This is a genomic window from Vibrio sp. 2433-A1 (assembly GCF_056726085.1).
This window is the reverse complement of record NZ_JBRESC010000005.1, coordinates 1-14,131: the sequence shown is the minus strand read 5'-3', so window position 1 is coordinate 14,131 and position 14,131 is coordinate 1. Positions and strand designations below refer to the sequence as shown.

The following is a 14,131-nucleotide window of genomic DNA, read 5'->3' as shown; positions in this document are numbered from 1 at the left end:
ATGAAAATAGCAATAATTGGTACCGGGATTTCTGGATTGACGTGTGGTTACTACTTACACCGTCAACACGATATTACTTTATACGAAGCCAATGATTATATTGGCGGCCACACGGCGACGGTTGACGTTGAAGTCGAGGGCAAAAACTACGCGGTTGATACTGGCTTTATCGTATATAACGACAGGACTTACCCAAATTTCATCACATTGATGGATGAAATTGGTGTAGAAGGTCAACCGAGTCAAATGAGTTTTAGCGTTAGAAACGACAGTAACGGACTCGAATACAATGGTCATACAATCTCGACGCTTTTCGCTCAACGCAGAAATTGGTTTAATCCGAAATTTTACGCTTTTATCCTCGAGATCTTACGTTTTAACCGAATGGTCAAAGAGATAGCGAGTGAAGACAAACAAGGGAAGTCAACACTTGGGGATTTCTTAGTCCGACATAAGTTCAGCGACTATTTTTGTGATAACTACATCTTGCCGATGGGAGCGGCGATTTGGTCTTCCACACTGGCGGATATGCGTGCTTTCCCGCTCCAGTTTTTTGCTCGGTTCTTCCTTAATCATGGCTTGTTGGACATTACCAACAGACCTCAATGGTATGTGATTAAAGGCGGATCAAGAGAGTATATTCCAGCACTCACGAAAGGCTTTTCAGACCGAATCAGGCTTAGCACTCCGGTTGAGTCTGTTCATCGCGATTCTGCAGGCGTCATCGTACGCGCTAATGGAGAGGTTGAGCGTTTTGACCAAGTCATTTTTGCTTGTCATAGTGACCAAGCGAAAAAGCTTTTGCATGATGCGAGCACAGCAGAAAGTAACATTTTAAAAGGACTCGCCTATCAGGCTAATGAGGTTATCCTCCACACTGATGAGCAATTGCTACCGAAACGAAAAGCGGCTTGGGCTTCTTGGAACTATTGGCTAGATGGTTCTTCTTCAGAGCAATCGCGAGCACCAACGCTGACTTATAATATGAACATCCTTCAGCATATAGAGGCACCTTGTACATTTTGTGTTTCGCTCAATAGTAGTGCTCAGATAGACCCTGGCCAAGTTCTTAAGCGATTTGTTTATCATCACCCCGTATTTAATCAGGAAACAATCAATGCTCAGACTAGGCGTGGTGAGATCAATGGAGTAAGCAAAACGTGGTTTTGTGGCGCTTATTGGTACAACGGCTTTCACGAAGATGGCGTTCGCAGTGCTTTGGATGTTGTTCGAGGGATCGACAGTTTGGAACACAGCTCAAAGGGTGTCGCATAAATGAATAGCGCGTTATTGGTTGGCGTAGTTAGGCACCGACGTTTTACGCCTGTAAAACACAGTTTGAGCTACCCCTTATTTATGCCATGCATTGACTTAGATGAGATTCCCAAGCTCGAAAAAAGTGTTTGGGGGTTTGGGTCAAAGTGGTGGCATTGGGCACGATTCAAACGTCAGGACTATTTAGGTGAAGGGGACTTAAAACAGGCGGTGTTTGATAAGGTCTGTGAGCTAACGGGTGAAAAAATATCGGGTCGAGTAGAAGCGGTCGTCCATCTGCGTTATCTCGGTATCTATTTTAGCCCGGTGAATTTCTTTTACGTTTACGATGAAGAGGGGCGATGGCGTTATCTTTTAGCTGAGGTGAGTAATACACCGTGGAATGAACGTCATTACTACGCTTTGGACGCGACCGATGAGTCGACTTGGCGGCACAATAAAGGGTTTCATGTCTCTCCTTTCAACCCTATAGCTCAGCAATATCAATGGAAACTGAAACCGCTAGAGAGGTTACTCTCCATTCATTTAGAGTGTCATCGTGACTCGAAAGAGTTCGACGCAACCTTAAAAATGCACAAATATCCATTTAGCTCTAAAGTATTAGTTAAGCATTTGATCTTTACACCAGTAATGGCAGTAAAAGTCACTACAGGTATTTATTGGCATGCGCTGAAATTGTGGGTTAAAGGTGCGCCTTTCTACCCCCACCCCAAATATAGCGACCATGATCCTAAATCCGGACATAGAAAAATAACAAGGACTCGATGAGATGATGAATACACAGACATTGCCGCTACCGACCCAACTGACACACGTTCAAAAAAGTGCTCGAAGCATCGCCTTTTCTTGCCTTTGTAAACTTAGCGTAGGCTCGTTAACGGTTGTAGAGACATTTCATGAAGAATCTTCAACTCAAGTTCGAGAGCTTTTTGGTCAGCCTCACGATGACAAACCGAGTGCACTGATTGAAGTGAAAAATCCAGCATTTTATGCTCGTTTGCTTAAGGGCGGCAGCATCGCAGCTGGAGAGGCGTATATGGATGGTTGGTGGGATAGCCCAGATCTGACGGCGTTAATGGAGCTTATGGCTCTTAACATCTCGGCTCTGGATTCGATTGAAAGCCGTTCAAGCTTCCTTTCTAAAATAGCGTATCAAGTGAGTCACTGGATGAACCGAAACACAGTGACGAACTCGGCTAAAAACATTGAAGCGCACTATGACCTCAGTAACAGCTTATATCAAACCTTTCTCGATGATCGCATGCTTTACTCATCGGCACTGTTTGAATCGCCGACTGACACCTTAGAGCAAGCCCAAATTAACAAAATGGAAAGACTGTGCCAGCAACTGAAACTCACGGAGAATGACCATGTGATTGAAATTGGTACGGGGTGGGGCGCGATGGCGATTTACATGGCAGAGCAGTATGGATGCCAAGTCACCACGACAACAATATCTGAACAACAGCACCAGTATGCTAAGCATCGCATCGAAGAGAAAGGATTATCGGATAAAATAACCTTGCTCAAACAAGATTATCGATTGCTTGAAGGAGAATACGACAAACTGGTCTCTATTGAAATGATTGAAGCCGTCGGCAAGCAGTATTTAACTTCTTATATCCAAAAGTGTCAGTCGTTGCTCAAATCGGGCGGTCTCATGGCGATACAAGCAATCACCATTGCCGATCAGCGCTATGACTACTATAGCAACAATGTCGACTTCATCCAGAAGTATATCTTTCCTGGAGGCTTTCTCCCTTCGATAACAGCACTGACACAAGTGACGACCAAGCACAGCGATCTCGTGTTGAGAGACTTGTTTGATATTGGTCAGGACTATGCTCAAACCCTAAACCATTGGTATACAAGGTTTAACGCTCAGCTAGAACAGGTGAGCAAGCTGGGGTTTGATGAACGCTTTGTACGCATGTGGAATTACTACTTCTGCTACTGTGAAGGTGGATTCAAAGCAAAATCAATCAGCACGGTACACATGACGTTCCAGCGAGCTTAACTAGTCTAAAGCTGAGAATGAATGCGATGAAAAGATTATTGCTTATCTCAACGTGGTTTCAGGTAATTTGGCTAATGGCTGTGATAGGCAATAGTGAGTGGGTTCACGTTACCGGTTTGTTAGTCATTACTACCTATGTAGTTACCGCTATTTTGGGAGATGTAGCCTGGCTAAAGTTGGCTGTCGTGATGCTTGTTGGCGTCATGCTAGATTACTTCCATATGGCGGTTGGTTGGTTTCAATTTGAACCACAGACCTTCCCAATCTGGCTCGTGTTGTTATGGGCTATCTTTGCGTGGTACGCCTATTTTCTTTCCCCTATATTGAACCAATACCCAGTTGTTCTCGTATCAATGATTGGTGGCACAGCAGGAGCATTGAGCTATGCCGCTGGGGCTAAACTTGGCGCTGTTTCTTTGAGTTTGTCACTTTCCGTAAGTGGTCTGATTCTTTTTGCCGAGTGGTCTATTTTGATTGCATTGATTTTGAAGGTATATGGATATGAAACCACTTCTAATGGCAGGGCTATTAACACTGACGATCAACAGTAGTTACGCCTCAAACAGCGATAACCTGGAATGGAGAAGTTGGGATACGGTAGGTGCGGCCCAATTATCAATGTTATTTTTCGATATCTACGAATCTAAGCTGCTAACCCCCAACGGTCAATATATTGTTGGCAACGACATTACTCCTCATCCATTGGCGCTTTCGATCACGTACCAACGAGATATTAGTCAGCAACAGTTGTTAGATGCGACAGTTGAGCAATGGCAGAAATTGGGCTTCCCAAGCAATGAGATGAATGAGTGGTCTGAAAAGCTCGCGATAATTTTTCCTGATATCGAAGAAGGTCACAACATCACTTATGTCACGAATGGGTCGCGAGGAGATTTTTTTCATTCGGGCTCAAGTTTTTCAGCGGAGCTAATTGGTTCTATTCAAGACGAGAACTTCAACGATGCGTTCTTATCTATTTGGCTTTCACCTGATACGGAATATCCGAAGCTACGTCAGGGCTTACTAGGAAATAACCAATGACACGTAGACTCTTTTCTCTCTTCTCTGTTATTACTCTCACTGTTTTTTTAGTGGGTTGCTCTGCCGATTTGGATGATTACAAAAACAGTGGGCCTAGTTTTGACCTATTTGACTATTTTGAAGGGGAAACCCATGCATGGGGAATGGTGCAAGATTATACCGACATGCAAACTCGCCGATTTGAAGTCGTGATTGTCGGAACGATCAATGACAACCAGATCACCCTAGTAGAGGACTTTATATTCGATGACGGTGAGGAGACTCAGCGTATTTGGGTTATTGATAAATTGGCAAATGGTGAATACATAGGTAAAGCGGAAGACATCATAGGAACAGCACAAGGCAAAGAAGTAGGTAATGCTTTGCAATGGCAGTATGATTTTGAGCTTGTGATGGAAGACTCTAGCGTCGTGGTGTCATTCGATGATTGGATGTATCGTCAGGATGAAACACACCTTTTCAACTTAACAAAGATTAAGAAATTCGGCGTGGAAGTCGGGCAAATAACGCTGTTTTTCCAGAAGCAGTAGAGCGTTACTGGGATATTCAGCCCACAGGCTATGGTCATTCCTTAGATCAACGAAGTTTCGAGTAAGTAATCTCTTTAATTATTCGAAGAGCCTTGGGAGATCCCCAACTCTCTCGTTCCTCGTTCTCGGGGATGACACAAAGACGGATGTCATGTGGTGCGTTATTTCCTAGACTGACGCATGAAGGGTAGGGAATCTTAAAAAGTTATCTAGTTACCATCAGGTATGAAATACAAAAAGGGTTGATGTTTACACATCAACCCTTTTAGTTTCTCGTAGCTCGTAGCTCGTAGCTCGTAGCTCGTAGCTCGTAGCTCGTAGCTCGTAGCTCTTACAGCTTGTCAGTTAGCTCGATTGCTTGACCGATGTAGTTTGCTGGCGTCATCTCTTTCAGACGTGCTTTCTCGTGCTCAGGAAGCTCAAGACCATCGATGAAGTTACGCATTGCTTCACCATCAACACGCTTGCCACGAGTTAGCTCTTTTAGCTTCTCGTAAGGCTTCTCGATACCGTAGCGACGCATTACTGTTTGTACTGGTTCAGCGAGTACCTCCCAGTTCTTGTCTAGTTCAGCTAGTAGCGCTTCACGGTTTACTTCAAGCTTGCTAATACCTTTTAGCGTTGACGTGTAAGCGATGATAGCGTAGCCAACACCAACACCTAGGTTACGTAGAACTGTCGAGTCAGTTAGGTCACGTTGCCAACGAGAAACAGGCAGTTTCTGCGCTAGGTGGCCAAATACAGCGTTTGCTAGACCTAGGTTACCTTCAGAGTTTTCAAAGTCGATTGGGTTAACTTTGTGTGGCATCGTTGAAGAACCAATTTCACCTGCAATAGTCTTCTGTTTAAAGTGACCTAGAGCGATGTAGCCCCATACGTCGCGGTCGAAGTCTATTAGGATTGTGTTGAAACGTGCAACTGCATCGAAAAGCTCTGCGATGTAATCGTGTGGTTCGATTTGAGTTGTATATGGGTTCCAAGTTACGCCTAGAGACTCAGTGATGAACTCTTCAGAGAACTGGTGCCAATCTAGCTCAGGGTAAGCCGATAGGTGAGCGTTGTAGTTACCTACTGCGCCGTTAATTTTACCTAGAATCTCAACGTTAGCGATTTGCTTGTATTGACGTTCCATACGGTACGCAACGTTCGCCATCTCTTTACCCATTGTTGATGGAGAAGCAGGCTGACCGTGTGTACGAGATAGAAGAGGAATGTCGCGGTATTCAACAGCAAGTGCTTTGATAGCGTCGATGATGTTTTTGATTTCAGGAAGAATCACTTCATCACGAGCTTCTTTAAGCATGAGAGCGTGAGAGGTGTTGTTGATGTCTTCTGAAGTACAAGCGAAGTGAATGAATTCGTTCACTGCATCTAGCTCTGGTACGCCAGCCACTTTTTCTTTAAGGAAGTACTCAACAGCCTTAACGTCGTGGTTAGTGGTACGCTCGATTTCTTTGATGCGTGCTGCGTCTTCTTCAGAGAAGTTTGCTGTTAGCTCGTCTAGGAACGCGTTTGCTTCTGCGCTGAATGCAGGAACTTCTTTGATTGCATCTGTAGCTGCAAGCTTCTGTAACCAACGAATTTCAACGATAGAGCGGTACTTTAGTAGGCCAAATTCACTAAAGATGCTGCGAAGTGCAATAGTTTTACTTCCGTAACGACCGTCTACTGGTGAAACAGCAGTCAATGCTGACAGTTCCATGATGTTCTCCTGAAAAATTGAGTTTCGAAATTTTGAGAGCTTTATACCAGTATCCGACCCATTTGTCACGAACATTGCGCAAACGTTTGCGTGGTTGATATGCTGTTGTAAGGAAAGTGTTGTACTGGCATAAACAACAAGCTCGCATCCATGTGCGAGCTTGTAGAGATTATCACATTCTAGCGAGAAGAATCTGCGCTTGTTCGACCATCTTTTTACGGCCGAAAATCAGGTGTCGGCGTTTACCACCAACTTGACGCCACAATACGGCGCTGCGGATACCTGACAGTAGCAGAGCGCGAACTTTATGTTGATTTGATGTTTGTTGCAGCACTGCTGGTGTGCCAGTTACTTGGATACGTGGGCCAACTGGGCTGATAACATCTAAGTAGACACTTGCAAGGTTACTGAGCATTTGCTCGTCAAGTAGCTCAAAGTGCTCAAGCTGACGCTCCAGCATTTGAATACGGTCACCAAGTTGTGACATAGCGTCATTGCGCGTCTGCAATTTACGCTCAAGTGCCATCAAACTGATAATATAACGAGTGACCTCGCTGCCAGACGGTGTGCTATCAATGCCTTTCACCAAACATTCTAGGCCTAACTTTAAATCGATTTCACGACCATAAACCCCCACCGTGTTGTTCGGGTTGGTGTTTAGGATCGCTTTTAAAGAAGTTTCAAACGCGTCAGAGTCACAGTGACCGTTTTTAGCGACTTGTTGAACCAAGGCCACTGCTTGGCAAATTCCAGCAAATGCAATAGTGCGGTCGTAAAGTGTGTTAGCCACGTAATTCTACTCCTGATGGTTACGATTAAATTAGATACGTTCTTCGATGATACCGCCACCTAGGCAGACTTCATCTTTATAGAAAACAGCAGATTGTCCAGGTGTAACAGCAACTTGCGGTTCGTCAAAGATCACTTTGATGTTCTCATCATCAATAGGGATGATAGTACATGGGATATCTGTTTGACGGTAGCGAGTTTTTACAGTGCATTGTAACGGTTCTTTAATCGCTTCACGATCGACCCAATGCAACTGAGAGGCGATAAGCCCCTGAGACTTAAGCATAGGGTGGTCTTTACCTTGTACGGCAATCAAAACATTGCGCTTAAGATCTTTGTCACCAACGAACCATGGGTCTTCGTTACCACCGCCCCCTTTTTGGCCACCAATGTGAAGGCCTTTACGCTGACCAAGAGTGTGGTACATCAGGCCATTGTGTTGGCCGATCACTTTGCCTTCTGGCGTTTCAATATTACCAGGTTGGGCCGGTAGGTAACGACCTAGGAAGTCAGTAAATTTGCGCTCACCGATAAAGCAGATACCGGTAGAGTCTTTTTTCTTCGCGGTGATGAGATCTTGCTCTTCCGCGATACGACGTACTTCAGGCTTCTCCAGTTCACCGACAGGGAATAGGCTGCGTGCCACCTGCTCACTGCTTAGTGTGTACAGGAAGTAACTTTGGTCTTTGTTGCCATCAAGGCCGCGCAGCATCTTCGGCTTTTCACCCGCTGCTTGCTCTTCTGCTGTAGGGAAGGTGCGACGAACATAGTGGCCCATCGCGATATAGTCAGCGTCAAGAACTTCGTCGGCAAACTCTAAGAATGCTTTGAATTTGATCTCTTTGTTGCACAGAATATCGGGGTTAGGTGTACGGCCTGCTTTGTATTCCGCAAGGAAGTACTCAAATACGTTATCCCAGTATTCTGCAGCGAAGTTAATGGTATGGAGATGAATGCCTAGCTTGTCACACACGGCTTGCGCATCGGCAAGATCTTCTGCTGCTGTACAGTACTCTTCATTGTCATCTTCTTCCCAGTTCTTCATGAACAGGCCTTCTACTTGGTAGCCCTGTTGTTTGAGAAGGTAAGCAGAAACCGATGAATCAACACCGCCGGACATGCCAACGATGACTTTCTTTTGACTGTTATCAGTACAGTTGTCAGACATTACTAAACACCACTTAAATTAACTGGACGCAGATTTTATCAGAAAGCGTAGCAGTGGGACAGATCCGAGACGGAAATCACACTTGCAATTTTTACTATATCTGCGGTTTTACAAGTATAGAGTGCCTATATATGGCATAGTAAGCGGAATTCAAGTCACTACGAGAAAATAATATGACTGATGAAAATCAGATGATGGGTGAAGAGCAGTTAGTTGAAGTGATCGAAAACCAACTTGCTGACGGTAATCCAATGAAAACCAAAGAAACACTAATGCGCCTGATGATGACCGGCACGCCACGTGAAGATGCAGTAGCGATGATGGCTTGCGCAGTTGCGATTGAAATCTTTGATGTGATGAAAAATGACAGTGAGTTTGATTTAAAACGTTATTCTGAAAATTTAGATTCGTTACCAGACCTTAGCTTTATGGAAGGCGAGTAACCCTTAATTCGTGGGTGAGCAATTGGACTCTCTCACGAATATTTTCTCTTCTTATTTATTACACCTTAAATCGCTAGCAAAATTATTAGCTTTGCAAACGTTTGCTATACTTGCGCTTATTGCCGCACCCACATCCGCAAGGTAGAATCCGGCTTCTTTTCATCCCTTATTCAGAATCCTTTACGGCAGAAAAACAGTTATGAAATTTCCTGGTCAACGTAAATCTAAGCATTATTTTCCGGTTCATGCCCGCGATCCGCTTGTAAGCCAGTCGCAAGAAAGCAAAAAAATGTCACGTACGCATATTATCGGTATTGATCAAACTCTGGTTGATATTGAAGCGAAAGTAAGCAGTGAACTGATCGAAAAATACAATCTGAGTAAGGGACACTCTCTAGTCATTGACGACACAACAGCTGAAGCGCTTTACAACGAATTAAAAGAGAGTGCGTTGATCACCAATGAATACGCTGGTGGTACTATTGGTAATACACTTCATAACTACTCCGTGCTAGCTGATGATCGCTCAACACTGCTCGGTGTAATGAGCCAAGACATTAAAATTGGCAGCTATGGCTACCGCTACCTATGTAACACTTCTAGCCGTATGGATCTCAACCACCTTCAAGGTGTCGAAGGGGCGATTGGTCGTTGTTTTGCGCTGATTACTGAAGATGGCGAGCGTACTTTTGCAATCAGTGAAGGTCAGATGAACCAACTGAAGCCAGAAAGTATTCCAGAGAAAATCTTCAAAAATGCATCAGCGTTGGTGCTAACTGCGTATTTGGTTCGTTGCAAAGAAGGCGACCCAATGCCGGAAGCAACAATGAAAGCGATTGAGTACGCAAAAAAACATGATGTACCAGTTGTACTGACTTTAGGTACAAAATTCGTGATTCAAGACGATCCTAAATTCTGGCAGGATTTCTTGCGCGATCACGTTTCTGTTGTTGCGATGAATGAAGATGAAGCGGAAGCACTGACAGGTGAGTCAGAGCCATTGGCGGCTTCAGATAAGGCGCTAGAGTGGGTTGACCTTGTGCTTTGTACAGCCGGCCCTGTAGGTCTGTTCATGGCAGGTTACACTGAAGAGTCTGCGAAACGTGAAACCTCTCTGCCACTATTACCGGGTAGCATTGCAGAGTTTAACCGTTACGAATTCAGTCGCCCTGCGTCGAAAGAGCTGTGTGAGAACCCAATTAAAGTCTATTCACATATTGCACCTTATATGGGTGGTCCAGAGAAGATTAAAAACACCAATGGTGCAGGTGATGCGGCGCTATCAGCGCTGTTACACGATATGGCAGCGAATAAATATCATAGAGAGAACGTGCCTAATTCAAGTAAACATGCGCATTCTTACCTGACTTATTCTTCTTTCTCTCAGGTATGTAAATATTCTAATCGAGCAAGTTATGAAGTGTTGGTACAACACTCTCCACGCTTATCTCGTGGATTGCCAGAGCGTGAAGATAGCTTGGAAGAAGCATATTGGGAACGTTAATTCAATAACGCATCAATAAATAGAGCCTCACTTTTGTGGGGCTTTTCTGAATTTTAAGGTAATAAAAAAAAAGCGCCATAAAGGCGCTTTTTTATTAATACGGATTAGTACTATTAGATTAGGAAATCTTCTAGAGATTTGCCCGCATCTAATTGCTCTTGGATTGCTGAAGGTGTACGACCTTGGCCTGTCCAAGTTTTCTCTTCACCCGTTGTATCTACATATTTGTATTTAGCTGGGCGAGGAGCGCGCTTAGATTTTGTCTTAGTTTTTGATTCGCCAGATAAAGCTGAAATCAAAGCTTCAACATCAATGCCATCTTTAGAGATCTGCTCTGCAATTGCAGCAAGTTTCGCTTCTTGCTCTGCAGCAGCAGCGCGCTCAGCTTCTTCAGATTCTTTACGCTCGCTTACAACGATAGTCAGTTTATCTAAAGCTTCTTCTAGTTGCTCTAAAGTTAGTTCACGTGAAAATGCACGTAGACTACGAATGTTTAACAGTGTCTTTGTTAGTTCCGACATTTATTCATCTCTTCATATATAAGTTGCCGATATATGAATAATAAACTGTGGAAATAAATAATACAATCACAGAAATAGATTTAAATAGCTATTTCTGTATTATTTAATTGGTTTAACGCCGTAATTTAAATCTAATTTGTATTAATGAGCTAACTGTAAGGAGTAACAATGTACATTGTTACTTTAGTTTCATATAAATCGTGATCAATATTTATCAAATGATTCTAACTTATATGGCTGACAATATGCTTTGTGTGGGTATTGTTGTTAAAGTCAGTTGAATCGAACGTTATCTGTTTCTAAGAAGTTGAGCAATGGAGTACGAAACTTGTTATATGGAATGATATTCTATGGATTAAATTTAAACCGAAACACACTCGTTCTAAGCAAGGATGACTATTCAATGGCAGTGCAACCTTAAGCATTAGCTATTAGCAATAACTTTAACAATAAAAATGGAATGATATGTTGAAATGGTAACCGAGATAAGTACAATGGGCGGAACCTAATGCGTAGTGTTGGTTAAATTGTTGTTAAAATGATTTTTCAATGGTTTAAAATTCCATCGCTCGCGGTAGAGGCGCGGAATAAATAAGTAATGTTTACTGGGGTGATGCCAATGAGTAAACAGGAAAGGGTATTTCGCCGAAGTGAATGTTCATATCAAAAACGTTCGCTGGGGTTATACTCGAAAGGGATAACACTGCCATAGTCTATAATTTGTAAAACTATGGAGCGCTACTGTAGGGCTGGGATAAGCAATCGCTTTTCCGTCGCTTCTTTTTGCTTATTTGTTAGGAAAAGAGTTCCTTCAATGAGTCTGCAGTAGATCTCTAACCATTTATTACTGGTTTTTGAAGATCATGAATTTAATTGATTTTGCATCATCTCCTTTATCTCTATTGCCGCCTATTGTGGCTTTGAGTCTTGCTATCATTACACGCCGTGTACTTGTTTCACTGGGTGTTGGTATTGTTCTTGGCGCTATTTTACTGAATGACTATTCATTCGGCAGTGCGCTTGGCTACGTCGCTTCAACGGTATCTAGCGTATTTGTTGAAGATGGCGGTATCAACACTTGGAATATGAGTATCGTTGGCTTCCTATTACTACTTGGTATGATGACCGCACTGCTAACATTGTCAGGTGGTACGCGAGCATTCGCTGAGTGGGCTCAAACACGAGTTAAGAGCAAGCGAGGTTCTAAACTTCTGGCTGCTTTCTTAGGCGTGTTCATCTTTGTTGACGATTACTTTAATAGCCTTGCAGTAGGTGCGATCTCACGCCCTGTTACTGACCGTTTTTACGTCTCACGTGCTAAGCTGGCTTATATTCTAGATTCTACTGCTGCACCTATGTGTGTGATCATGCCTGCGTCAAGCTGGGGTGCATACATCATGACTATTATTGGTGGCATCTTAGTGTCTCATGGTATTACGGAATATTCAGCTCTTGGGGCTTATGTTCGTCTTATCCCGATGAACTTCTACGCAATTTTCGCGCTACTTATGGTGTTCGCTGTTGCGTGGTTTGGCTTAGATATTGGCAAAATGCGTGAGCATGAAATTGCCGCATCTCGTGGTCATGGTTTTGCTAATGATCAAGCTGAAGATTCAGAAGAAGCACATGAACTAAACGAAGAGCTGGATATTCAAGAAAGCGAAGGCGGTAAGGTATCTGATCTTATTTTGCCTATCGTTTTCCTCATCATTGCGACCATTGCTTCGATGATGTACACCGGAGGCCAAGCACTTGCTGCGGACGGTATCGAATTCAACATGTTGGGTGCGTTTGAGAATACCGATGTGGGTACATCATTGATTTATGGCGGTCTAGTGGGTTTAGCTTTTGCTCTATTTACTGTGCTTAAACAGGGAATCGCGGCGAAAGAGATTTCACGAACGCTGTGGATCGGTGCAAAATCAATGCTCGGTGCTATTTTGATCTTAGTCTTTGCTTGGACTATTGGCTCTGTTATCGGTGACATGAACACCGGTAAATACCTATCAACACTGGCACAAGGTAACATCAACCCACATTGGCTTCCTGTTATTTTGTTCTTGCTATCTGGGATTATGGCGTTCTCTACTGGGACTTCATGGGGGACTTTCGGCATCATGTTACCAATCGCAGGAGACATGGCTGGGGCTACGGACCTTGCACTGATGCTGCCTATGTTAAGTGCGGTACTTGCGGGTTCGGTATTTGGTGATCACTGTTCGCCAATTTCAGACACAACGATCTTGTCTTCGACGGGGGCGCGTTGTAACCATATTGATCACGTATCCACTCAGTTGCCTTATGCATTGGCCGTTGCTGCTGTTTCTTGTATCGGTTTCATTACGTTGGGTATGACAGCATCAATTGGTATTTCATTCGCCGCGTCAATGGCTGCATTTATTGCCGTTTGTGTACTGCTTTCGGTACTGTCAAAGTCAAAAATGGCTAGTTGTCAGAACGCATAACGACATCGTATAAATAGTAATGATAAAGGGAGCTTCGGCTCCCTTTTTATTTTCTAACCTTAAACCACCTTCTTTAGAAGGTGGTGATCGTTCCTTTGGGCTATGCCCGAAGAACGCTCATGTTCAAGATGTCCTCGGTTGTAACCAGCAAATGAAGGAAATAAAGAACATGAGCAAATATGAATCCGCCTCACACGTATATTATAGGTGTCAGTACCACATAGTCTGGACGCCAAAATACCGCCTGAAAATCTTGAAAGGCAATTTGGGTAAGGAGCTTTACCGAAGTATCTATATCTACAGTAATATGAAGAACTGTAAGGTTGTAGAGCTGAATGTTCAAGTAGACCACGTGCATCTGGTCGTGAGATTGCCACCTAGCTTGAGTGTTTCGACATATATGGGTTTTGTAAAAGGACGAACCGCAATTCGCTTGTTCAACAAATTTCCGTATTTAAGAAAGAAGAAATTATGGGGTAACAAATTTTGGCAAAGAGGCTACTTCGTTGATTCAGTAGGGATGAATGAGGAAATTATACGTAGGTATGTCCGGCACCAAGATCGTGTTGGAAAGGAAGAAGAAGAGCGTCAGATGCGTTTGGGGTTAGAAAACTAACAGTGAGCCCCCTTTTAGGGGGCCTTTCAAAGCCACCTGCTATGCAGGTGGATTTTTACT

Annotated in this window: 14 protein-coding genes and 1 riboswitch; of the genes, 10 read left to right on the top strand and 4 right to left on the bottom strand. The window is 43.6% G+C overall.

Annotated elements, in window-relative coordinates:
- Genes ACU01J_RS06515 through ACU01J_RS06490 form a run of 6 tightly spaced genes read left to right on the top strand, consistent with a single transcriptional unit; the run spans nt 1 to nt 4,863 of the window.
- Nucleotides 1-1,275 carry an NAD(P)/FAD-dependent oxidoreductase gene (locus ACU01J_RS06515; RefSeq protein WP_481084939.1) on the top strand — a complete coding sequence of 425 codons (1,275 nt, stop codon included), beginning with the start codon at nt 1-3 and terminating at the stop codon, nt 1,273-1,275.
- On the top strand, nt 1,276-2,043 hold the full coding sequence (locus tag ACU01J_RS06510; RefSeq protein WP_481084938.1) for a DUF1365 domain-containing protein: 768 nt from the start codon (nt 1,276-1,278) through the stop codon (nt 2,041-2,043).
- A gap of 1 nt (nt 2,044) precedes the next feature.
- On the top strand, nt 2,045-3,292 hold the full coding sequence (locus tag ACU01J_RS06505) for a class I SAM-dependent methyltransferase (RefSeq protein WP_481084937.1): 1,248 nt from the start codon (nt 2,045-2,047) through the stop codon (nt 3,290-3,292).
- 26 nt (nt 3,293-3,318) lie between these two features.
- Nucleotides 3,319-3,843 (top strand): DUF2878 domain-containing protein, encoded by a 525-nt coding sequence (locus ACU01J_RS06500; RefSeq protein WP_481084936.1) that lies wholly within the window; start codon nt 3,319-3,321, stop codon nt 3,841-3,843.
- Nucleotides 3,794-4,333, top strand: a complete 540-nt coding sequence (locus ACU01J_RS06495) for a chalcone isomerase family protein (protein WP_481084935.1) — start codon at nt 3,794-3,796, stop codon at nt 4,331-4,333. Before ACU01J_RS06500 ends, ACU01J_RS06495 begins: the two co-directional genes overlap by 50 nt.
- Nucleotides 4,330-4,863: a DUF3833 domain-containing protein gene (locus tag ACU01J_RS06490; protein ID WP_481084934.1), complete on the top strand. Its 534-nt coding sequence runs from the start codon at nt 4,330-4,332 to the stop codon at nt 4,861-4,863. The genes ACU01J_RS06495 and ACU01J_RS06490 overlap by 4 nt, the downstream gene beginning before the upstream one ends.
- A gap of 331 nt (nt 4,864-5,194) precedes the next feature.
- On the opposite strand, the gene purB is transcribed toward ACU01J_RS06490, so the two are convergent.
- The 3 genes from purB to mnmA all read right to left on the bottom strand — a co-directional run bounded on the left by purB (nt 5,195) and on the right by mnmA (nt 8,522).
- Nucleotides 5,195-6,565 (bottom strand): adenylosuccinate lyase, encoded by a 1,371-nt coding sequence (gene purB, locus ACU01J_RS06485; RefSeq protein ID WP_481084933.1) that lies wholly within the window; start codon nt 6,563-6,565, stop codon nt 5,195-5,197.
- Between the two features lie 172 nt (nt 6,566-6,737).
- Nucleotides 6,738-7,355, bottom strand: a complete 618-nt coding sequence (gene hflD / locus ACU01J_RS06480) for a high frequency lysogenization protein HflD (RefSeq protein ID WP_481084932.1) — start codon at nt 7,353-7,355, stop codon at nt 6,738-6,740.
- A gap of 30 nt (nt 7,356-7,385) precedes the next feature.
- Nucleotides 7,386-8,522 carry a tRNA 2-thiouridine(34) synthase MnmA gene (gene mnmA, locus ACU01J_RS06475; RefSeq protein ID WP_481084931.1) on the bottom strand — a complete coding sequence of 379 codons (1,137 nt, stop codon included), beginning with the start codon at nt 8,520-8,522 and terminating at the stop codon, nt 7,386-7,388.
- A gap of 173 nt (nt 8,523-8,695) precedes the next feature.
- On the opposite strand from mnmA, the gene ACU01J_RS06470 reads away from it, so the two are divergent.
- The gene (locus tag ACU01J_RS06470) at nt 8,696-8,965 is read left to right on the top strand and encodes a hypothetical protein (RefSeq protein WP_134834383.1); all 270 of its coding nucleotides are present in this window, start codon (nt 8,696-8,698) and stop codon (nt 8,963-8,965) included.
- Nucleotides 8,966-9,164: 199 nt separating this feature from the next.
- Nucleotides 9,165-10,469: an inosine/guanosine kinase gene (locus ACU01J_RS06465; RefSeq protein WP_481084930.1), complete on the top strand. Its 1,305-nt coding sequence runs from the start codon at nt 9,165-9,167 to the stop codon at nt 10,467-10,469.
- Nucleotides 10,470-10,582: 113 nt separating this feature from the next.
- On the opposite strand, the gene ACU01J_RS06460 is transcribed toward ACU01J_RS06465, so the two are convergent.
- Entirely contained in the window at nt 10,583-10,990 is a 408-nt protein-coding gene (locus ACU01J_RS06460) for an H-NS family histone-like protein (protein WP_481084929.1), read from the bottom strand.
- A 567-nt stretch (nt 10,991-11,557) separates the two neighbouring features.
- Nucleotides 11,558-11,739, top strand: a riboswitch (Lysine riboswitch).
- A gap of 114 nt (nt 11,740-11,853) precedes the next feature.
- On the opposite strand from ACU01J_RS06460, the gene ACU01J_RS06455 reads away from it, so the two are divergent.
- Both ACU01J_RS06455 and tnpA read left to right on the top strand, forming a co-directional pair.
- Entirely contained in the window at nt 11,854-13,455 is a 1,602-nt protein-coding gene (locus ACU01J_RS06455) for a Na+/H+ antiporter NhaC family protein (protein WP_481084928.1), read from the top strand.
- Between the two features lie 169 nt (nt 13,456-13,624).
- A complete protein-coding gene (tnpA, locus tag ACU01J_RS06450) occupies nt 13,625-14,071 on the top strand; it encodes an IS200/IS605 family transposase (protein WP_481083863.1) in 447 nt (148 codons plus the stop codon).
- Nucleotides 14,072-14,131: the final 60 nt, after the last annotated feature.